Raw genomic sequence first — 21,143 nt, 5'->3', positions numbered from 1 at the left:
CGCGCGAGCGGGCTCGACCGATAGACTTGGATTACGCCTCCGTAGCTCAATGGATAGAGCACCGGCCTTCTAATCCGTAGGTTGCAGGTTCGAGTCCTGCCGGGGGCACCACCGCGACCTTCTCGCCTTCCGCGCGCTATTTCGCAGCAAAAAGTCGATCGAAGCGATTGTCCGAACAGAGGTTCACGCCCGCCAAGCACGAGTAGCCCCTAACCAAACAGCTGGGTTGTGGGAACGTGCCTTTCGACGATGTTCCCGCAACACAGCTTTCGTGACGACGCCGCTCGGCGTGTCGTGCCATCACGCAGTGATGAGGTCGCGCCGCTGAAAACCCCAGATCCCGACCGCCATGAGCACTGCCGCGACCAGGGTGAGCACCCCTATCGCACTGGCCGACAAATCGACCGCAGGATACTGTCCGATGTGACGGAAGACGGATGTCTTGAGCAGGGAGTCATCGAGGCTGAGTACGTCGCCGAACATTGCGAGCGCGGTGCTATAGCCGAAGGCGAGCCACGTCAGGGCGAGCAGCCTCGGCGCAAATCCGTAGAGTGCCACCCCGACGCCAACGAGTGACCACACCGCGGGAACCTGGGCGATGTGGCCGAGGAAGGTCGGCCCAATGAGGCCCCAGTCCCCCGTCGCCATGGCAGCACCAAGCCCTTCACCGAGCCCCGCGAGCGCCAGCAGCCAAACAGAGCCCACGACGGTGATGGTAAGCCAGGCGAATACCCACCCGCGACGCGTCACCGCGGTAGCGAGAACCGGTTCAGTGCGCACGCCGTATTCCTCGCCCTTGAGCGCCTGGAGCGATAACAGTGCGAAGACGGAGACGAAAACAGCGAAGTACAGCGCCATGAAACCGAGATAGCCATCGATCATTCCCGCGGTTCCACCAAACATCGCGAGGATCTCCGGCGGCATTCCGGCAGCGTTGTCGGCCATGGGCTGGACGAACGCCCCGAAGATCACGCCGGCTGCCAACATCGAGACGGACCACCATGCGAGCGTGGCGCGCTGCAGCCGGAAGGCAATGCTCACCGCACTGGTCAGCCATGCGGGAGCGGTCGCCGATCCGAGCCGGTCAGGCAGGATTCCCGCCCCAAGGTCACGGCGTGACTGCAACGCAAAACCGAGATAGATGAGAACGAGGCTGACCCCGAATGAGATCAGCAAAGGCCACCACCGATCGAGTGTGAGCGGAGCGGTTTGCTGCGACCAGCCAAGCGGTGACAGCCACGAGAGCCACTCGAGGGAACCACCCTGGATGCGCGACATGTCGCCCAACCCACGCACGATGAACGACGCGGCAAGCACCGCCCCCGCCATACCCGACGCCGCTCGCGAAAACGGCGAGAGCTGCATTGTCAAGGCGGCAACCGCGGCAAAGACAATCCCGACGGCCGCGACGCTGCACGCGAACAGCAGCGAGGCGCCAATATCCTTAGGGCCGGCCTCCGAGGCCGAAAAGACGAGGGTCATGAGCGCTGCCATCACGACGTTCATACCGATCGCCAGGATCAGCGCTGCCGCGAGGCTCGAATGGCGTCCCACGACGTTCGCGCGCACAAGTTCTGCTCGCCCGGTCTGTTCCTCGACGCGGGTGTGCCGCGAGATCGTCGTGATGCTCATGAGCGCAGCGCCGATCATCAAGTAGGCGCCGTACATGCCGACGAGGAACCGTCCAACGGTGATGTCCTCGAACCCGTAGCCGGGTCCACCAATGAGCGCCATCACCGGGTTGGCAGCGAACGCCGCGAAGCTGCGTAGCGCTTTCTCGTCCAGGACGAGGCCCAGCGCATTTGCGAAATACGCGAGCATCATCGCCATTCCCAGGACCCACGCGGGCATGCGAATGCGGTCGCGTCGGATCATGAACCGTAGCAGCTGCCCGAGTCCGGCCAGGGCGTCCGATCGCGCGGGCATCCGGTCGGTCATTGAAAGCACCGCCCCGCTCATCGGGCACTCCGATGCAGCTCATCACCGTAGTGGCGCAGCAACAGCTGTTCCAGAGTTGGCGGAGTCGCGGTCAATGCGGTGACATCGTGGGCAGCGAGTTCTCGCATAATGTCAGCCAGTTCGCTCGTATCGACGTCGAAGCGGACGTGGCCGTCCTCGACGCGGTAATTGTGGACCCCGCGGTGCTCGGCGAGCCTATCGGTGGGGTGCTCAATCCGAGCGGTCACGGCAGTGCGAGACAGATGACGCAACTCATCCAACGTGCCGGTCTCCACATTCTTGCCGTGCCGCACGATCGAGATCCGGTCGGCAAGGACTTCTACCTGGGCCAGGATATGGCTCGAGAGCAATACCGTACGCCCGGCGTCTTTGACCTCCCGGATGCAGTCCTGGAAGACCGCCTCCATGAGGGGGTCGAGTCCAGCGGTAGGTTCGTCCAGGAGCAGGAGGTCGACGTCCGAAGCGAGGGCCGAGATCAGGGCGACCTTCTGCCGGTTGCCCTTGGAATAGGTTCGACCTTTCTTGCGCGGGTCGAGATCGAATCGATCGATCAGCTCGTCGCGCTTCTTCGTGTTCACTCCGCCTCGCATCCGCGCAAAGAGGTCGATGGCCTCGCCTCCGGTGAGGCTGGGCCATAGTTCCACGTCGCCGGGAACATAGGCGAGCCGGCGGTGCAGACCGACGGCGTCGTTCCAGGGATCCTTGCCGAGGAGGCGCGAGGTCCCGGAATCACTTCTCAGGATGCCGAGCAGGATCCGGATCGTCGTGGATTTACCTGCCCCGTTTGGGCCGAGGAATCCGTGGACTTCGCCCCGTGCAACCCTGAGGTCGAGTCCGTCGAGCGCGGTCACTGAACCGAATTTCTTGACGAGGCCAGAAATGCTGATGGCGGGAGCCTCGGTACCCGCCGAAGAATGGATGGTCATGAAAGCCTTCTTTGACGTGAGGGATGGTTGGATCGGAGCCGCATCAGCGCGGCGGATCGTGCGGGCTCCCGGGATTCTCTCCCGCCGTTTGAGACTCGGCGTCGCGCGGCACATGAGCAATGAAGCCGTGAGTGTACAGATCCGTCAGGACCGGAATCAGGCGCTTCATGCTGCCGGTGAAGTCGTCTGTCTGAAGGGAGTGGCGAATCCTATCCTCGAGCAGGACTGGTCCTAGCGCCACCATTGCTAGCGCGGTTGCCTGGGCGCGCCGATCCTCAGCGACACGGAATTCGTATCCTTCGAATCCGGTCTGAAGAATCTCCTCGATCGTCTCGACATAGTGGTCGAAGAAGCGCTGGCCTTGGCCGGTCGGGTCGAGGAGAGATCGCGTGAGATAGAAGATGTAGGAAAGGCTCGTGGGGTCTTGGAAGAGCCCGACCGCTAGCGGCGCCGTCCCTCGAACGTCCTGTCGTTTCGCCTCAGTGAGGGCGTCGAATACGTGTTCGTCACAAGCTTCTCGCAGCCCCTCTTTGGATCCAAAGTGGTGGATCACAAGGCCTGGCGAAACTTCGGCAGCCTCCGCGATTGAGCGGACCGTGGCGCGCGCAAACCCGCGCTCGGCAAACAATGTGATGGCCGCTTCGCGAATCCGTGCAGCCGTTTCAGGGGCCGGATGAGAAGCCGATGTTGAACGCATGTTCAATATTAAACACGCGTTCAATCAGCGGGTCAAGATCTCCTCGCCCCTGCCGCTATGCCCTTTACGTCACCGCGGGCGTGGATCACTCGGCTGACGATCCTCGCGCAAGACGGCCATCGCGTTCCACGGCAGCGTCGAGGGCAAGCGTGAGCTCATCGCTGCAGCTTTTCGCAAGCATGGGTATCGCTTCGGTGAGATCCAGCAAGCGGCATTCAGCAACCACGTCGGAGGTAATCGGTAGACTTCCCTAGAACCCTTGATGCTCTCCATCATCGAGGCGAGCTTGCAAATACCGGAGGGACTCTCATGGACAACCACGTTGAGGGAATGACCCAAGTGGACGGCTACCTGATTCCAGATGAGGAAGTCGCGACCTACGTCGAGAACCGCAGGTACGTTGCTCGGCGTGCTCTGGCCATCTACGAGTCTGCCGGCTACGAGGCGGCGCGCAATTTTGCCGGCTCAGAAGATGGTGAAGCAGTTGTCGCTCGGGATGAGCAAGGCGAGCTTCGTCATCTCATGCACCTAGATCCCGCTGGTGTCGCGCAGATGTTGGAGGCCGATGAGGCGGGAACTTTAGATGAGTGCCTACTTGGGAAGATCGAAAGTGAAGAGGTGAGGGCAACGTCCCGCGTGAAGGATGCGCTGGTCTGGATCGACTGCGAGATGACCGGTCTGGATTTGGAGCACGATGAGCTCATCGAGGTGGCGGCGATCGTGACCGATTCCGACCTCAACCCCCTCGACGGCGGCATCGATGTTCTGATCAAACCCAGCGATACGGCCCTTGAGCAGATGAACGATTTTGTGCGCCGGATGCACACCCGCTCGGGACTCCTCGATGAACTCGCTTCGGCCGGCAGCCTGGAGGGCGCGACCAACGAGGTCCTTAGTTACATCAAGAAGCACGTGCCGGTCTCACGCAAGGCACCGCTGGCGGGTAACTCCGTTGGAACCGACAAAGCATTTCTCGACAAGCAGATGCCCGCCGTCACAGACCATTTGCACTACCGAATTATCGACGTCTCCTCCATCAAGGAACTCGCCCGTCGCTGGTTCCCTCGCACCTACTTCCGGGCGCCGGAAAAGGCCGGCGACCACCGCGCACTGGCAGATATCGCCGAGTCCATCGACGAATTGCGCTACTACCGTTCGGTGTTGTGGCCGGAGGGCGAAGGCCCAACGTCCGCAGAGTGTGTTGAGGCTGCCGGAACAGTTCTCGCGGATACGACGCTGCAACGAGCCGCAGCAAAGCAGGCCGAGAAGGACCGGATCGCGAGCGCCGTCGGGCGCGTGACCCGGTGAGGTACGCCACCGACACAGAATTAGGTCGCCGCATTTTTCTTCGGTAGACTAATCGATCGTTGCCCCCGTTTTACGGACGGCACATGGTGGGTATAGCTCAGTCGGTAGAGCGTCTGGTTGTGGTCCAGAAGGTCGCGGGTTCAAGCCCCGTTACTCACCCTGATGCGGCGAGGTTCAAACCCTCGACCAGAGTCTCCGCTCTGGTTCCGGTTCGGACCTCGCCTTTCGTTTTCGCCTCGACAGCCCAGTTCAGGGCGTTGGACTGCACCTCGGGATCGCAGAGCGTGTCGTAGGGGCGCTGATACTCGACGCGCGGTTCGCCGTTGTCGTCAATGAAGATGGCGGTGAAGAACGCCTGATTGCACAGCCGACGTTTCGCGTCGTCGCACGGCCGGTAGATGTCCACCGTGTGTGCGAGCAGCCCCATCGAGTCCTCCAAGTTCGCCCGAGCCTCGGCGTATTGGTCGTGGTCTGCGGCGCTCCGGTTGTTGATGGTCCCCATCTCGGCACCAATAGGGGCTTGTTCCTGCTTGCGCAAGTCCAGAGGTACGGCGTCGGCATAGTGCGCTTGCAGCAGCTTGACCCGTGTCCGGTGGCGGGGTCGTTGGGCTCGGCGCTCATCAACAGCGCGATCCGCGCCATCCGTTCGCCCGGCAACTGCTCTGACAGTGTCTCTATGATCGGCGCCCTCCAGTCCACGGCCACCGTCCAGGAACTCAGGGCGTACTCAACGAGGGGTTCCGTCTGTCGCAGGCCAGTCGTGGACTGAATGGCGAGGTAGGTTCATAAAGTCCAGTGGTCCCTTCGGGGTCGCCCCCCCTGGGAGCACTCATCAACAGGCGCCTCCAAGACGGGAGTCCGTCGCGCTATCACGACGACGATGAGAGGCCCAATCATGTTTCGGGGCTCTATGGCGCTCAGTGCAGGCGGCTACGGTTGGTTCCGCTACGCGCCCACCAACCTTCGTATCAACGCGATCCGCATCACCCGACACGTCTTGAAGCGGGGCATCCCCGCCATATTCCTCCTGGGTGGTGGCTACATCTACGTCACCGCGATCTGCACCACGATCCTCAGCCACGGCGGCCCCGGCTGGCTCAACCTCCTAGAGATCCTCTTGTGCTGGAATGCTCTCATGATTCTCTGGCTCGGTCCTTGACGTCAAGCCATCAGATGGTGTTCGATCCGCAACGCACTCGGAGACTCGTGTGGCTCTCGGAGGCGGAACCTTACGTCATAACCGCTGGCTCGTCGCGCCCAGCAGTGCGGCTCGTGCTCGCCAGCGGGCAAAGTCTCGACCCGACTGAACCGGCGAAGACCGAGCGCATCAACGTAAGCCTCGTGGCTCGGGCAGGAGGGGCGTGACGGGCACGCGGCGGTTATGTACGCCGGGCCCTCGGGGAACTACTCTAAAGTCAGAGAGCAACGCCCTGAAGCACGGAGGATCATGAGCCAGCAAACCACCCGAGTCGATAATCTTCTGATCTCCTCGAACTTCATCCGGGCGGTTCGTGAGTCCGGATATCTCAGCATTTCCACGGCTCTGGCTGAACTGGTCGACAACTCGCTTCAGGCCGCCGCTACCGACGTAGCCATCACCGTCAGCCGCGACGCCTCCGATGCCTTGCCTGAGATCGTGGTCGAGGACAACGGGATCGGCATGTCCGAGCCCGAACTGGAGCATTGCTTGCGGTTCGGCGGCTCGTCCCGCTTCGACGCGCGTCAGTCGTTCGGCCGATTCGGCATGGGACTACCCGCAGCCAGCCTCAGCCAAGCACGCCGAGTCGAGGTCACTGCGTGGCGGCGTGGTGGATACGAGAGCACCGTCGCGCTGGATGTGGATGCCATCGTGTCGGGCACCGATCCCGCGCTCGTTGCCCAGCGTGGAGCAAGCAGCGCCAGCGAGTCTGGCTGCCGTGTCCGCTGGATGCAGTGCGATCGGATCGAATACCGCCGACTCGCCTGGCTCGAAAGATCACTCCACCGCGACCTGGGACGGATATACCGACGCTTCCTCGCGGCCGGGTTGAACATGACCATCAACGGGACGCGGGTCGAGGCGGTCGATCCGACGCTGCTTACAACCAAAGTCGAAGGTGTGACGGCTCGGCTCGCCTTCGATGAACTTCAGTACGAGTTGGAGACCACCGAGGGCGACACCTCAGTCGTCACCGTGCGGTTCGCCATGCTGCCCGTACAAAGATGGCATCGGCTCGACAACGTGACGAAGCGTCGGGTTGGCATCATTGGCGGTGGTGGCGTCTCCATCCTGCGTGCTGGTCGTGAAATCGCCAGCGGCTGGCACCTCTTGGGCGGCAAACGCAAGGAGAACTACGACGACTGGTGGCGCTGCGAGATCGAATTCGAACCTAGTCTCGATGAGCACTTCGGCATCACGATCAACAAGCAGGGAATCCGCCCCTCGGCGACCCTGCGCGAGGCCATCGAGCCCGAACTGGAGTCGATCGCCCGACTCCTTAACGCCCGAGTGCGTCAGGCCTTTGAGGACGTGAAGTTCCAGGCCGCCGCCGAGGCATCGTGCCGTATCGCTACCGCCGCCGACCCCAGCCTGCCGGTAATCGCCTCACGCGGACGAAGTGGCGCCATCCAGTACCGGTTGGAGTCGGATGTCCTTCCGATGGATGCGATGTTCCGCTCGACGATGGAGCAGCGAACGCTCAGCCTCACGCTCAACGCCGACCATCCTGCCTTCGCCGCCCTCTACCAGCCTCTCCAGGAGATCGAAGGCGAGGCGGCGGCGGAACTCCGCACCTCGATTGAACTGTTCCTGCTGTCGTTCGCGCGCAGCGCCGTCCAGTTGGAGCAGGCCGGGCAGCCGCTGATCGACTTGGTACAGGCATGGAGCAGCACCTACGGACGGATGCTGCAGAAGTCATGACCGACGACGACGCCAAGTACGTCCCCCTCGCGCTCCCGGCCGGGTCGACGGCCTCGGAACGGCGGGGATTCAGCAGCCTCTGCAATCTGTTGGCGCACGCACAGTTCGACCCGGCTGTGCCGCTAGACCATCGCTTCTGGTTCACGGCAGCCGGGCTCGGGGACCTCTACAACAAGCCGTGGCTGGCCGCAGCCGCCCACACGGTCATTGATCTCGTTGACCAGGGCTGGACCGTACAAGTCGACAAATACGGTCCACTAATCAGTCCTCCGCGCCCCCACCATGACCGGGACACCGAGAAGGCGCGTATCCGCAGACAGGAGCACCTACGCCGGGACGCGCAACTCAGGCAACCGAGCGTCCGTCGCTTCATCGACCGCATGGAGCGCAGCCATCAGCACGGTGGCCGTCTGGTATCGATCTTCAACCTCATGCGGGACGGCCGTGAACTCGCCGCCGCCCTCGAAGCAAACCCGGACGCGGCCAACACGATCCAGCCCTACGTGCAGATCGTGGACAGCGCGCGCACCTGCGAACTGACCGGCTTCAAGCTGCACGACATCTGGCGCTACTTCCGCCACACCTGGTCGAACGCCTACTCGACGGTTCCCGGGCGGTCTATGCCCATCCTGATCCGCGACGCCGCCACCGAGCACCACGCGGTCATCGGGTTGGCCGCAATTTCCAGCCCGATCGTCCAGATCGCCGAGCGCGACAACTGGATGCAGTGGGACACCAAGCGGTTCGTCGCGGCCGTCGAAGCCGATCCGACTGACAAGATCGCCCGCTGGTTGACGCGTCGCATCAAGACCCAGCGCTGCGAGATCTACGTCGATGATCTACTGCGCGATGACGTGCTGCAGCCCAACGACCTGAAGGAGCCCACCCAGGACGTGATTGCGCGGCTCCGGACTGATGCCAAACGCCACCGCGCCAAGCACCACCGAGGCGGTCCGATCCGCGCGGTCCGCAACATCGAGACCGACGCGTGGGTCGACCGAGCCGAGACCCACCTCTTCCGATCGAAGCGCTCGGCGCTCCTGGCCGAGACTCTGGAAATTCAGGCGCTACTCGGCACCTACCTCGGCCCGAGACCTACCTCCGCAGGACTCCGTAGGGCGCTCGCTAATCCGAAGGCCAAGACGCAGATCGGGCGGGTGGTCCGACGTGCTCGTGGCGAGCGAGTCGGCACCGTCATCGCCGACCTGACGGTGTGCGGGGCCGTCGCGCCGTACAACGCGCTGGCGGCGGGAAAGCTGGTGGGCGCACTCGCGGTGTCTCCCACCGTGCTCGCTGCCTACCGCGCCAAGTACACACGACCCAGTGAGATCGCCTCCGCGATGGCTGGTCGGCCAATCACCCGCGAGGCCCGGCTGGCCTTCGTCGGCACGACCTCGCTCTATGGCACTGGGTCCAGCCAGTACAACCGGCTATTCTGGCCGGCTTCGGCGATGGGTGGCCCAGACGACGGCCGCATGGGCTTCCACGAGTTGGGGCGCTCCCGCTCATTCGGCACGTCGCACTTCTCCGACGCAACGGTCGAGGCGCTGGTGCGTCTCTCCGAACACAGCGGCGACCTGGTTCGCGTGAACAGCCTCTTCGGCGAAGGTGTCAGTCCTCGGCTGCGCAAGGTTCGGCTCGGCCTGGCGGCGCTTGGCTGGCCGACTAACGAACTGCTGAAGCATGGCCGTGAGCGCATCCTGTACGGCGTGCCACTGGTCGAGAACGTCCGCGATTTCGCACTCGGGATTGACCAAGAACCGGTCTATCTCCTCGACCCCGAGCCACGCGATAGCGGGGAGTCGGTAGCGCAGTGGTGGTTCGAGCGATGGGCACACAGGCGCGCAGCGCAGGAGCACGTCCAGGAGGCCATGTGTCAACACCGGCTCGTGCGTCCGGTCCGGCACGGCGCCCGAGTCCCATTGCCCAGTGATCACGAAGGCCCGCCGATCGGCGGGCCCCGCTCCACCGCACGCGACGCCTGAAGGGGCTACCCCGTCACTTCAAGTACCTCTGATGTGCTCGTCAGCGCAGCGACAAGCGACTCCTCCTCATCGGGATCAACTACCCGAAGGGCGCCGAGGATGCGGATGTCGCTCCCGAGCGGGAGCGCGAAGGCGGGGGTCGGCGTGCGCACCAGGACATCGCTGCCGGTCCGAGCTTCGCGTAGGATGAAGCTCTTGACGCCGTGCTCGCGCATCACCGTGCCGGCGAGGTCGTACCACCTACCGTCCGAGACTTCGGCTGTCGGCGCTGCTCCCGTCGACCAGTAGGGATCGCACACCCCACGAACACTGCACAGGCTGCAATGCTCACCCAGTCTCGCGGCGGGCGGGTCAGCGGCGATGGCGGCCTCGGCCACCTCGATCCTGGCGGCGACATCATCCCCAAGAGCGGCAAGGTCAGCGGCACTCGGCACCGGCACGGCGACCTCATGATCCGGATAGGCAGCGACCAACTCCGTGACAGGCAGCCCATCCGGGTTGACCGTGACGTCGGCGCCCCACAGGAGCGCGTACAGGCGCAGTTGGTCGTGATGCGCCGGGTCTTCCGCGCCGGTCTTGAAGTCGGTGATCCGGGCGCCGTCCCCGTCGATGCTAAGGAGGTCTATACGACCCTTTAGCCGAAGTTCCTCGGCGACGAGTTCCTTCTCTGGGTGATCACCAGTTCGCGCGGGGTAATGCGTCGAAGGGTCGGCAGTTGGCGGCACGGTCCCGGACCCACTTGATGGCCGAAGGTCCATCCGGTTGAGATAGGTCTGGATCTGCTCGCGGGCTTCCGGCAGCCAATCGGTTAGGCTCCGGGTGAGGTGCTCGCGGCGATCCGCACCGAGTCGGGGATTTCCTTCAAACCGGGCCAGTTGCACGGCGAGTACGTCCTCGGCGACCTTGGTGTAGCCGCCGAGTCCACGCAGCACCGCGACTGCCTGGGCTGAACGGGTCGATGGACAGCCCGCCTTTACGAATGCCTTGACGATGATCTCCAGAGCACCGTGTACCACGTCTCCCCGGATGGCAGCGGGGATCGGCAAGCGCGGATAGCCGTGCTGCTCCCACAGGCCCGGGTAGTTAGCGCGAGACAAGGCGAACCGGAGCGGACACCTCTCGACTTCCTTGAGTGATGAGTAACTCCACATCGCCGGCGGCCCGGTGAGGACCGCCCGCCCGCAAGCGACCCCCGTCTCAAGGGCTCGCCCCTCGCTCAGGTCAACCAACGTAGCACCTGCTGGGAGGCCACTGGCAGGTTCCGCATCACCACTATGTCATCGACCGGGTAGACAGGGACACCACCCAGTTCCTTGGCATCCCACAGTGCCTGCGTGGGCGGCTGATCGCGCGTCAGTGGGCTCTGGATGTAGAAGATGCGGTCGCGCCCCTTGCCCCGAGCTAGGAGCGGAGCGGTGATGGTTCCGAGCCCCTCAACGGTGACTGGCTCGTTCTTGAAGAACTCGATGCCGTCGATGTTTCGGCTCTGCAGGTCGGCCAGGAGTTTGTCGATCGACTGACCGACGCGCACGTCGTCCAGCGTCGGCACGGTGCCATCGAGCACGTACTTGAGTAGCGCTGCGCCGACCTTGCGGTCCAGCAGCCCATGCTCGAAACGGTTACGGAAGCTCCGCAGGCAGCGGTAGCACGAGACGTCGCAGTCCGCCGGACAGCGCTCCAGTCGCGCCAGCGCCTTCTGGAAGATAGAGATGCCGTAGCCGTGCACCCGGCGCGTGAAGCCCGCCCCGCCAGCCAAGGTGTCGTAGAGGTAGATCTCCGCCTCCATGCCGTGGTTCCCCGCGGGAGTCAAGGCTGGGCGGTACTCGGCTTGAAGCTCGCTGGCATCGATATCGAGTTCACTCGTGGCCGCGATAGTCAGCGCCTCCGCGATTGTCCGGAGCGCAACTTGGGTGGAGAGCAACTCGGGACGCAGCGTGATCGGCTTGTCGACCTTCAGGCGCACCAAGAGCACATCGGAGATGAAGTCCGTACCCAACACCAGCCCCCGAGTCGAGGCCGACCCCTGACAGTCAGGTTCGCGCTCATCCGGGTAGGGCTTCGGGTGGGTTCCGGACACGATGCCTGTCGCGCCCTTCGTCGGCTCGATCAAGCCGCACAGCGTGCAGTACGTATAGCCCTCGCTGCGCGGGCCAGTGTTGGTGACGAGAAGGGTGTCACGGCGATACGTATGCTCCAGTCGATCAGTGACGTGGTCCCAGGCTGACTCCTCCTCGGGCCCCTCGGCGACCAACTTGGCGCGCGTCGCGTAACTATTGGCAGGCGCATCGTCCGGACTCGTCCCCGGCTCATCACCGGCGCGGTGAGCGAAGCCCGGCGGACGCATCCAGTTCATGGCCTTACCGAACTTGCCTTCGGCGCCACAGGCCGGGCAGTCCCGCTCTTCACCACGTTCTGCCTGGTCGTACGGGAAGTGCTTGGCGTAACGACAGACCTGGCACTCGAAGTACAGCCACTTGTCACGCCAGGCCTGGAAGCGCTCCTTGTGCATCGGGGCGTAGATGGCGCCCGAGGTCCACTCCTTGTTATCTATCCAGACGACCTTGCCCGGCGCGTACTGACTGAGCGCGATGGGCAGGCCCTGGCTCGGCGCGTAGCGGAACTCCGTGCGGAAGGGCTCCGACTTATCGCGGTCAAACACATGGAAGGCGACGACATCCGTCGGGAAGGCGTAGCGCGGCAGGACGCCCTTGTAGAGCAGCCGGTCGAGCAGGTTCGTCTGGCTGCGCGGTTCGCTCGGCAACTCGGCCCCGTCCTCGCCGGAGTCGCCCTCCTCGACCTCCTCGTCCTGCGGTGCGGCGTCGCCGACCTCAGGCTCGGGCAGGGCCCCGTTCGCCTCGACGTCGAGCGCCTTGTCGATATCGGTCAGCGTCCTCGTCACCAACTGGTCCAGGATCGCCCGGCGATCCCCCGGCTTGAGTTCGGCTGGTAGCCAGGAGTCCACGTCAGCACTGAGCTCCGTCTTGTGCTGGTTCAGCCACTCCTCAAAGTCGTTCCGGTTGAGCGGCGACGAGGTACCCACGAAGCCGCGCACGGTGCCCAGAACCTCGAACAGCTGCGGCTGATCCTCCGGTGCAATCTGTGGCAGGCGGTCCTGGTTGTAGCGCTGCAATAGATAAGCGATCACGTGCCGACGGACGATCTCGTCGTTGTCCAACGTGAGAGTCGGGTCCTCCACCTCGCCTCGGATCATGAGGTCGGGATTGCGGAAGTAGTGGTCATCGTGGGTGTCGGCGCTGCCGAAGGCGACGACGGTCGCGACGGCGTTACCACGACGCCCTGCGCGACCGGCGCGCTGCTGGTAGTTGGCCCGCGACGGGGGCATGTTCCGAAGTGCCACGCCCGACAGACTTCCGATGTCGATACCGACCTCCATCGTGGTCGTGCACGACAGCACGTCGATGGCTGCTCGTTCCTGCTCGCCGGGCCGGAGCAGGCCGATGTTGACGTCCTGGAAGAGCAATTCGTACTCCTCGGCGCGGGAGAAGACGGCATCGGACTGGGCGGCGTTGAGCTGAGCGGTGTGCTCGGCCGCAATGATACTCATGATCGGCTTGTCCGGGGTCCTCAGTGCGCGCTCGGCACTCTCTCGGTAGTAGCCCTTCCGAGCCTGGAACACCTCATCAGTCTCAGGGTCGAGCGTGCGTACCTTGTCAGCGCCGCAGCTGACGCACTTGTTCGATCCCGGGAACGGACGCTGGGTGAAGCGGCAACGCTCGCAGTAGCCCCAGAGGCCGCCGACCTCGAGGGCGACGTTCCCCGCCAGCAGTCGGTACTTGTTGCCCACGGCTTCGCAGAACTTCGGCAGGATCGTCGGCAACCAGGAGTCCTTGAACACCTTCTTGGCGGCGGGGGTGCCGAGCCAGCGGTCGATGGCCTGAAACTTGCCGGAGTGCGGCTTGACGCCACCCTTCTGACGCCACCACTCCTGCGTCATTGAGGTGAACCAAATACCGCGCGCCGGGTTCGACCACTGCGCCAGCCACAACCTGAGCAGCGCCAGGCGCTCGGCGTCCGTCGTGGCCACGCCGGGAACAGCGGGCAACTGGGCCAACAACTCATCGGTCAGGCGTGCGTTTTCTCGCAGGGAGGCCAATCCGAGGGACGTCAGGCCGTAGTACTTATCAGTCAGCGCGGCGTACATCGCCCGGAGCAAAGACTGCGGTGGCTGCGCGGTCAGCATCAGCAGTTCCATCGTGGCAGCGTCGTTTCCGGTCAGCGCGCCCTTATCGACAGCTTGGCCGACGTCGCGCAGCACGTGAAGTGACTCTGACTGGCGCAGTTCGGGACGCAAACGAACCTTGAGTTGCTTGGCAGCCACTATCACGGCCAAGTAGAGCCGCTCCAAGCTGAGCTGGGCACCGATACCAGGCTGCGCGGCGAGGTCGGTCCAGCCCTTCAGGATGAGCGGGCGAATCACGTCGCGTATCGAGTAGGACTGCAGGTTGGGTGCGAGCCGGGCGGCGACCTGCCGTGAGTCCGAGAAGGCCAGCACCTTGCGACCGCGCAGCGGCGCGAAGTCTGTGTAAGGTGCGCTGGGCGGCTGTACTTCAATCTGCCGTGTCACTAGGGCCTGGAACGGCTGGTCACCCTTGGTCTGGTGATCCTGAACCAAGGAGCGCCCGAAGCCAGCCAACTGGCCGCAGACGCCGCACGGTTTGAACTCACCGTTGGCCTCGGCCTGGTCGCTGGCGTCGTCATCATTTTCGTCACTGCTGACCGTCTCACCACTCCGTAGCTTGGGGATGAATACGATGCGGCTCCGGGTGGGGGCCTTGGGCGGATTGAGGCAGCCCGTCACGAGGTCAATCTCGGCGACCTCGACCTGTTCGGCGGCGGGCTCCTCAAGCAGGAGGTCCAGAGGGGACAACTCAGGGATCGACCCGGCCGTGGTCAGGAAGGCACCACCCTGCTCGTGCCAGAGGAAGGATGGGTCCTGCACGTTGTCGGAATAGGCCCGCGCGTAAGACGAGCCACAATGACGGCAGGTGTAGAACTCGAACACTCGGGCGCCGCAGTCGCAGGTGGCCTGCGGTTGAGCGTAGAGCTTCCCGATAGGTCCGGGCCCGGACGGCAGGTCGCTGCGGTCCACAGCGTCGCACTCCGGATCGAGACAGGCCCAAAGCCCCGGCAGTCCACGGAAGAAGGCGTGGACGCGGCATGGCAGCAGCCCAGCCTCGTCGGGCGATCGCCGAGCGGCGCTCCCTAATGCGACGAGTGTAGTCACGGCCCTATCGGCCAGCGGCGCCTCAACGCCCGGAAAGATGACCCTGCCGACTTCGCTGACTGGTTGGCCCTTCTGCATCGTCTCGTTGACGAGCAGGTTCATCGGCCCATACGAGTCGAGTGCCTCATAGAGAAGCGCGCCAACGCTCCGGTCACGATCCGAAATACCCCGCTCGCTTAGAAGGATGGACACGGCATTCGCCCGCTCGGCGTCGGTGTCTCCGGTGTAGAACTCCTCCAGCGGCACGGCGGCCAGCAACGCCGCATCGTCCGCCGAACCGGTCGCCGCACCGTCTCGAAGCGCCCACCGGCTGGTCACCGTTCGGAAGTCCTCGGGCTCCTTGCCGGTGAGTTGCGCCGCGAAGGAACGCGCATATTCTGCGGTGGTGAAGCTGGCGCTGGTGGTGATGACCTGTAAGCGCTTGGGGGAGATGCCAAGCCGTGAACGCAGGCGACGAAGCAGCAGCGCGACCTCGGCGCCGGCCGCTCCCCGGTAGAGGTGTGCCTCATCGACCACGAGGAGGAACTTCTCCTCCGGATTGTCGGCAAGCCACTGACGAGTCTGGTCGAAAACCGGCCGCTCCAGCGGCCGCATCAGCATGTACTCTAACATCGAGTAGTTAGTGATGAGCACGTCGGGCGGCGCCGCCAGGACCTCATGCCGTGTGAGCAACTCCGGGTCACCAGGTTGCATGACCGCACGAACAAACTCGTCGGTCTTGGGGTTCTTCCAGCGCGAGCCCTTGGGGCCGAACCACGCCTTCAGATCGGGCTTGGCAGGCCACTTCCCGCGCTCCTGCAGCTTTTCTTTAAGTGCCTTGGCCTGGGCGTGTCCCGGAGCAGACGGATCGGCGGCCTTATCGATGAGCAGCAGGTAGAAGTCCTCGATAGAGCCGAGGCGCTGCTGATCCTTGTTGACCGTACGCACACCTGGATACAGCGTGCGGCTGGTGTAGCGCGCGAATCTGGCTGGTCGCCCGGCCCACTCACGGAACTGGGTCGTGACGCGGGGGTCACCGAGCAACAAGCGCAGGCGACCGAGTTGGTCGTTCACCAGCGCGTTCATAGGGTAAAGGATCAGGGCACGGACAGCCGGGGCCGCAAACGAGGACGGGCGGTGTGCTGCCTCGGTCGCCAGCTTGGCCAGCATCGGGAGCAGGAACGACTCCGTCTTACCGGAGCCGGTACCGGTCGTGATGGCGAGACTCTTGCCGTCTCGCGAGGTCCACTCCAGCGCCTCGGCCTGGTGGGTGTACGGCGGGTCGTACAGCAGCCTGTCGAGGTAGCCCACCTTCTGGGTGAGCAGACCGAACAGCGTATGCACCTCCGCATCGAGATCAAGCTCGGCGAACTGGCGGTCGGTCTGGTAGCGCGGCGTGCTTTCGATATATGGAGCCTTGAACAGCACACCCTCGGTCATCAATAACTGACGCCGCTGCTCGATGATCGTCGGGTGGCCGACGTGGTACGTCGCCTCGATGTAGTCCCGCAGGGCGGCCTGGATCTCGTCGATCGTCTCCGCGATCGTGGGCGCTTCAGTCGCCACTGCTGTCCTCCTCGTAGGTCATCCAAAGCATTTCAGTCAAAAAGGCCGTTACGTCGCGGACTTCTCCTACGGGCAGCCGGAACGAGAACAGCGCGCCCGGGGTCTTGTCGAGCGCCAGCCCCGCGAATTGCACGTAGCGCTCCGCGAAGCCGGGCAGCGGCGAGAAAAAGTCGATTATCGCGTCAGCGCTCGGGCTGAGCCCGCGGCGCAGGCGAAACCGCTGCGGCGTGCCTCGCAGCGCGTCGACCGCCGCCTGGTAGCGCCAGGCCTCATCCCGACCCGGCACGACGAGGTCGTTGATTGGGAACTCAAGGACACGCTCCGGTTCACCGGATTGCAAGCGGACAAGACACCACAAGTCGGCTCCATAGGCCTGGGGCCGGCGCGCCACAAAGTCACCAGTGTCAGCCGGATCTGGCGCCCGCCACCGGCCCCGGTAGTAGCGCACCTTCGACGCCGGATCGAGCAGTATCAGCCCGTCGAGCTGGCCCGCTTCGGGCGCCACGTTCAAACGCGTCCGGTGGCGCTCGATGAACTCGGCGGGGCTCTCTGCCCTCGGGCTGCCTACCCAACGATCCTTCGGCACCCGCTGGAGTCCCCGCGCGCGCAACTCGTCGTCCGCACTGTTGGAGTCAATGGTCAGGATGCGCGTGTGCCGCTCGTACTCGATGACCTCGGCCAGTTCGTCCCCGATGAGCGGTGCCCCGAAGGCACGCACCCCCATCAGCAGGTAGGTCCCCGGCACGCGCTCGATGTAGGACGGCGGGCCCAGATAGAGGAGCCGTGTCGATCGGCCGCTCTCGTGACGCAGTTCGAGCAGGTCGCCCGACGCCACGAGTTGATCGAGCAGGTCCATGAGATCGTCGCGCTTCACCTCGTCATCGTGCAGCGGCTTCAGCGCACCGAGTACGGCATCGACCAAGCGGCCGGGGCTGGTGGCGCACATGAATGAGGCCGCCCGGCGCAGTGAGGTCGCCAAACCTTCGGGCGAGGACAGCCCGATAGCGTCGGCGTCCAGCCCCAGCGTCGCCACGGCGAGCGAGGACGCATCGTGAGCGGTCAATTTGGTCAGCTTCATTAGAAGCTCCACTCTACGCTTTCAGGGTCGTTGAGGGCACGGGTACCGAGCACGGCGAAGCGGGCCGCCCGGTAGAGGACGGGCAACTTTAGGACGCGCTCCAGAAGGTGGGCGGCCTCGCTTGGTTCCCAGTCGAAGATGTATCCTGGTCGCCCGGCTAGCATCAGGAGAAAGCGCGGTGCCGCCCGCGTGCCGGTGATTCCGTGGTCGGCAAGGTGCGGGGCGATGACCTCATAGAAACCCGGCAGCAGTTTCTCTGGCTTGAGCCACTTGTAGAGGCTGTAGGCGATGGTCGATGCCAGCGCCTTGTGCTCGCTCGAAACGCCGACCGCTCCCTGCATGTCGTCCAAGTGGTCGGCTACTTCCTCGGCCTGGGCCAGCTTGCGCTCCACAGCCGCCCAGTGGCTGCCGCCAATAAGCGTCCCGATTGACCGGGCGATGGCGTCGCCGACGATCTGCTGCTCGTAGGCGGCGAAGGCGTCGGCCGGGAGATCGGCCCCGATCCAGCGCTGGTGTCCTTCAGCTAGGCGGAGCACCTCTCGGACGGAAGCGGACTGCGACGTGACCACGGGGCGCGCCGGCGGCATCCGCATCAACGCATTGGGGTTGGTCGGCAGGATGGCTGCTGCCATCGCGTCACCTGCCGTGGCGATGGCCAGCCCGCCGCGCGGGGGCACCGCAAACGGCTCGGCTGGGTCGCGCTGCACTGCGGTGAGTGGTGCCTCGATGTCGTAGAAGTCCAGGGACGTGCTACCCCCATCCGTTCGGTCGACGAGCGTGGCAACCACCTCGCCGTCGTGGCTGCGCGCGAAGCGCCACCGCAAGGGCTGGAATCCGCGCTCGCAGGTCAGCGTGGCAAATCCGATCCTGTCGCGGGCGACGGCCAGGGTGCATGATTCGGCGGCGTCATAGGCGTCGATGAAGCAGTGGTCGGTGCGCACGGCCTTGGCCAACGCCCGCCAGTCCGCCTCTTCAAGTGGCAATCGCACGGTGCGGAGGAGTTCCGTCAGCACGACGCCTTGGCTATCGCGGAGTCCGACCCGGAGGTCCGCCTCCGTTCCGACCGGGCCGTCTATAGTGACGGTGGCGCGGTCATCCCAAAGCTCCGCCAGCGTGGGGCGGGCGGGCGTCGCGAGCAGACGGATGCCCTCACCTGCAGTAGCGCCTTCAGGCCGCACCTGGGGATCTCGCACCGTGACGACCAGCGCCCCGGAGGCCAGCTGACGGTCCCCGTCACCGAGAAGAGCCACCCCGACCTCGTGGGTACCGACGGCGAGTCCCTCGAGCATGAACAGCAACTCCGGCTCGCCCGGAGTCCACTCCAGGAAGTAGACCGCCTCATCGACCACCACCCGAGCCCGCCGAGGCACCAAATCGGAGCGGATACCGAGCATGGCCGACTCGCCTGCCAACCACTCAACTTCCCCCTCGCCGTCCCAGGCGCTGGCAACGATACCCACCGGTCGAATAGCGACGTGCGAGACGACGGCCAGGCCGGCCGCAACAATGGCCGCCTCCTCGTTCTCGCTGAGGTGTGGCGGCACCATGAACTCGTACGCCTTGACCCCCTGGGCGCTGATCGCGACCTCGGTACACCAGGGCACCGCTGGCGTCCCCAAGGAGTCGGCGCCGACGAGCACGTACTGGTGACCGGGCCGGACGAACTTGCCTTTGACCTCGATGGCGAGCCCGGTGCCTTGGCGACGGAATAGCCACCAGGGTCCCTTCGTGATGACGCACTGGTCAGCTAGGATACGGTTGCTCTCGTCGTCGCCCCGTTCAAGCTGCAGGAACGGCTGATCGGCTCGGGGCCAGCGCGCGAAGCGCACTTCTTGGCCCGGGTAGAGCAGACCGCTTGGCGGGATGGAGCGGGCACCGCCATCCACCTCGGCACGCGACGTCCGCAGCTGACCGTAGACCTCCGGCAGGCCGGCGCTGAGCACGGTCAGATCGGGCAACTCGGCGTAGGCATTCCACGCGTCATAACTGCGTAGAAAAAGGCGGGGATCGGTGGCCCGCGGCCGCCGCTTCATGGTCGTTCCGGCAGCACCTGCCGATCCGTCTGCCTGGAGGCCACGCACGCGGCTGGCCGACGCTCTGGCCGACTTCAGCCAGTGGCGGGCCTGCTGCTCCTCGGAGAGGCCCTCGACGATACGCGCCAGGGTGGGGCCAGTCAGGTAGGGCGTTGGCTCGTTCTCGCCGGAGAGCAGCGCGGCAGCTAGCTGTCCCACCAGCGTGGTGTTCTCGCAGAAGATGCGGAATCGCTCGGTGTAGTTCGTCGCCCGCGCAGCAAGCGGGACGCCGAGAGCCCGGGGATCATCGAGGAGTTCGGAGGTAAGGGCACAGCTGAACTCAAACAGTAACTGCGCAAGGTTGCGCTGCAGATAGACCGGCAGCACCGCGTGAGTAATCGGCCACGAGATGATCGTGAAGTGTTCCGCCCAAGCGCCGGTCGGGCGAGCGCCGCCATAGCGTTCACAGAACCGAACGAACCAATCCCGGATGATCGACCGCTCCTGGCTGGTCCAGCGTGGTGTCAGCGACGAGAACGTCGTCCAGTACTCGTCACCCACGTAGCCGTATCCCATCTCGGCTGCGTAGACCACGAACGGCAACCACGACGCCCGGCAGTGGTCCAGGGAGTAGTCACTGATCGCAGTGCGCACCGCCCCCTTCAGGAGATCGAGGTCGGCGGGACTCAGGTCATGCTCTAGCGCGAAGACCGGCGAGCGGGGTTCGAGCTTCGCCCGGGCGTCACGGAGATCCCTGAAATGGGCGTCGAGTGCCTGATGGAAATGCTGCAGCAGTTCACCTGCACTGCTAGATGAGACATCTGCCACCGCTGCCACCTCCTTGCGCTCGACCAGTCTAGTCAGGACCCAGTCTGCCCGAGGGGGCCGAGAATCTCGAACTCGAGTGCGCTTAACCCGCCGTGGGAGGTGTGTCCTTCTACGGCACCCGGCGACGGGTCCCCATGCCCGCACGGGCGAGGCACCCCGGATAGCTTTACGATCCACGCCCATGCTTCGCGCGATCGCTCGCATCGAGACACCGCCGAGGTGGAGCCTGACCGCTTCCGCTGCTTACTCGACTCCGAGTCCAGGCCGACGCCAGACCACCCCGCGGCGGTTCAGGTGCGCCGACACCGTGGTCCGGTGTACGCCGTACCGTTCAGCAAGCTCGTTGACGTTCGATCCGCTGCGAATCGTCTACGAGACGATCGACCTCGGAGGCAGTGGGGATAGTTTGAAGATTTTCAATCCTCCAGACCACGGCTCCGCGAGAGTCCCGCATCGAGCCGTTCTCCGGCCTCTGCGAGACTCGTTAACTCCCAGCTTTCACCGGGTGACCGGGGTGTTTAGTCCCGGAGCAAAGTTGGCGAACGTGCTACGAAGGGCCCCAGATGGGCGAGATTCAATCCCTCGGCCAGAGCCACCATTCTGGTTCAGGTTTGAGCCTCGCTCTTCTCTTCTACTTCGGCAGCCCAGTTCAGGGCGTTGG

The 21,143-nt window shown here is 64.5% G+C and carries 12 protein-coding genes and 2 tRNA genes; 6 read left to right on the top strand and 8 right to left on the bottom strand.

All coding sequences use genetic code 11. From position 1 onward, the window contains the following. Nucleotides 1-35: 35 nt before the first annotated feature. A tRNA-Arg gene (locus tag MUN85_RS09235) sits at nt 36-111 on the top strand. Between the two features lie 189 nt (nt 112-300). Here the strand turns inward: MUN85_RS09235 and MUN85_RS09230 are convergent. Genes MUN85_RS09230 through MUN85_RS09220 form a run of 3 tightly spaced genes read right to left on the bottom strand, consistent with a single transcriptional unit; the run spans nt 301 to nt 3,582 of the window. Further along, nucleotides 301-1,926, bottom strand: a complete 1,626-nt coding sequence (locus MUN85_RS09230) for an ABC transporter permease (RefSeq protein ID WP_250506445.1) — start codon at nt 1,924-1,926, stop codon at nt 301-303. A gap of 29 nt (nt 1,927-1,955) precedes the next feature. Further along, a complete protein-coding gene (locus MUN85_RS09225; protein ID WP_250506444.1) occupies nt 1,956-2,885 on the bottom strand; it encodes an ABC transporter ATP-binding protein in 930 nt (309 codons plus the stop codon). A gap of 43 nt (nt 2,886-2,928) precedes the next feature. Continuing rightward, nucleotides 2,929-3,582, bottom strand: a complete 654-nt coding sequence (locus tag MUN85_RS09220; protein WP_250506443.1) for a TetR/AcrR family transcriptional regulator — start codon at nt 3,580-3,582, stop codon at nt 2,929-2,931. Between the two features lie 636 nt (nt 3,583-4,218). Between MUN85_RS09220 and orn the strand changes: the two genes are divergently transcribed. Further along, on the top strand, nt 4,219-4,890 hold the full coding sequence (orn, locus tag MUN85_RS09215) for an oligoribonuclease (RefSeq protein ID WP_348647975.1): 672 nt from the start codon (nt 4,219-4,221) through the stop codon (nt 4,888-4,890). A gap of 86 nt (nt 4,891-4,976) precedes the next feature. Further along, nucleotides 4,977-5,049: transfer RNA gene (locus MUN85_RS09210), tRNA-His, on the top strand. Here MUN85_RS09210 and MUN85_RS09205 read toward each other — a convergent pair. Then, nucleotides 5,045-5,392, bottom strand: a complete 348-nt coding sequence (locus MUN85_RS09205) for a hypothetical protein (protein ID WP_250506442.1) — start codon at nt 5,390-5,392, stop codon at nt 5,045-5,047. The genes MUN85_RS09210 and MUN85_RS09205 overlap by 5 nt on opposite strands. A gap of 378 nt (nt 5,393-5,770) precedes the next feature. On the opposite strand from MUN85_RS09205, the gene MUN85_RS09200 reads away from it, so the two are divergent. The 3 genes from MUN85_RS09200 to MUN85_RS09190 all read left to right on the top strand — a co-directional run bounded on the left by MUN85_RS09200 (nt 5,771) and on the right by MUN85_RS09190 (nt 9,774). Further along, the gene (locus tag MUN85_RS09200; RefSeq protein ID WP_250506441.1) at nt 5,771-6,049 is read left to right on the top strand and encodes a hypothetical protein; all 279 of its coding nucleotides are present in this window, start codon (nt 5,771-5,773) and stop codon (nt 6,047-6,049) included. Between the two features lie 288 nt (nt 6,050-6,337). Then, nucleotides 6,338-7,789 carry an ATP-binding protein gene (locus tag MUN85_RS09195; RefSeq protein WP_250506440.1) on the top strand — a complete coding sequence of 484 codons (1,452 nt, stop codon included), beginning with the start codon at nt 6,338-6,340 and terminating at the stop codon, nt 7,787-7,789. Nucleotides 7,790-7,905: 116 nt separating this feature from the next. After that, nucleotides 7,906-9,774, top strand: a complete 1,869-nt coding sequence (locus MUN85_RS09190) for a Druantia anti-phage system protein DruA (protein WP_250506439.1) — start codon at nt 7,906-7,908, stop codon at nt 9,772-9,774. Nucleotides 9,775-9,779: 5 nt separating this feature from the next. Here MUN85_RS09190 and MUN85_RS09185 read toward each other — a convergent pair whose 3' ends face one another. The 4 genes from MUN85_RS09185 to MUN85_RS09170 form a co-directional block, all read right to left on the bottom strand. Beyond that, on the bottom strand, nt 9,780-10,925 hold the full coding sequence (locus tag MUN85_RS09185) for a RecB family exonuclease (RefSeq protein ID WP_250506438.1): 1,146 nt from the start codon (nt 10,923-10,925) through the stop codon (nt 9,780-9,782). A 65-nt stretch (nt 10,926-10,990) separates the two neighbouring features. After that, complete coding sequence (locus tag MUN85_RS09180) at nt 10,991-16,564, bottom strand: DEAD/DEAH box helicase (RefSeq protein WP_250506437.1); 5,574 nt, start codon at nt 16,562-16,564, stop codon at nt 10,991-10,993. Beyond that, nucleotides 16,554-17,642: a hypothetical protein gene (locus tag MUN85_RS09175; RefSeq protein ID WP_250506436.1), complete on the bottom strand. Its 1,089-nt coding sequence runs from the start codon at nt 17,640-17,642 to the stop codon at nt 16,554-16,556. Before MUN85_RS09175 ends, MUN85_RS09180 begins: the two co-directional genes overlap by 11 nt. Then, the gene (locus MUN85_RS09170; protein WP_250506435.1) at nt 17,642-20,482 is read right to left on the bottom strand and encodes a hypothetical protein; all 2,841 of its coding nucleotides are present in this window, start codon (nt 20,480-20,482) and stop codon (nt 17,642-17,644) included. Before MUN85_RS09170 ends, MUN85_RS09175 begins: the two co-directional genes overlap by 1 nt. Between the last annotated feature and the right edge of the window lie 661 nt (nt 20,483-21,143).

It is taken from the genome of Bowdeniella massiliensis, assembly GCF_023634005.1.
Classification (GTDB): Bacteria; Actinomycetota; Actinomycetes; order Actinomycetales; family Actinomycetaceae; genus Bowdeniella; species Bowdeniella massiliensis.
This window is presented reverse-complemented; position numbering and strand designations above follow the sequence as displayed.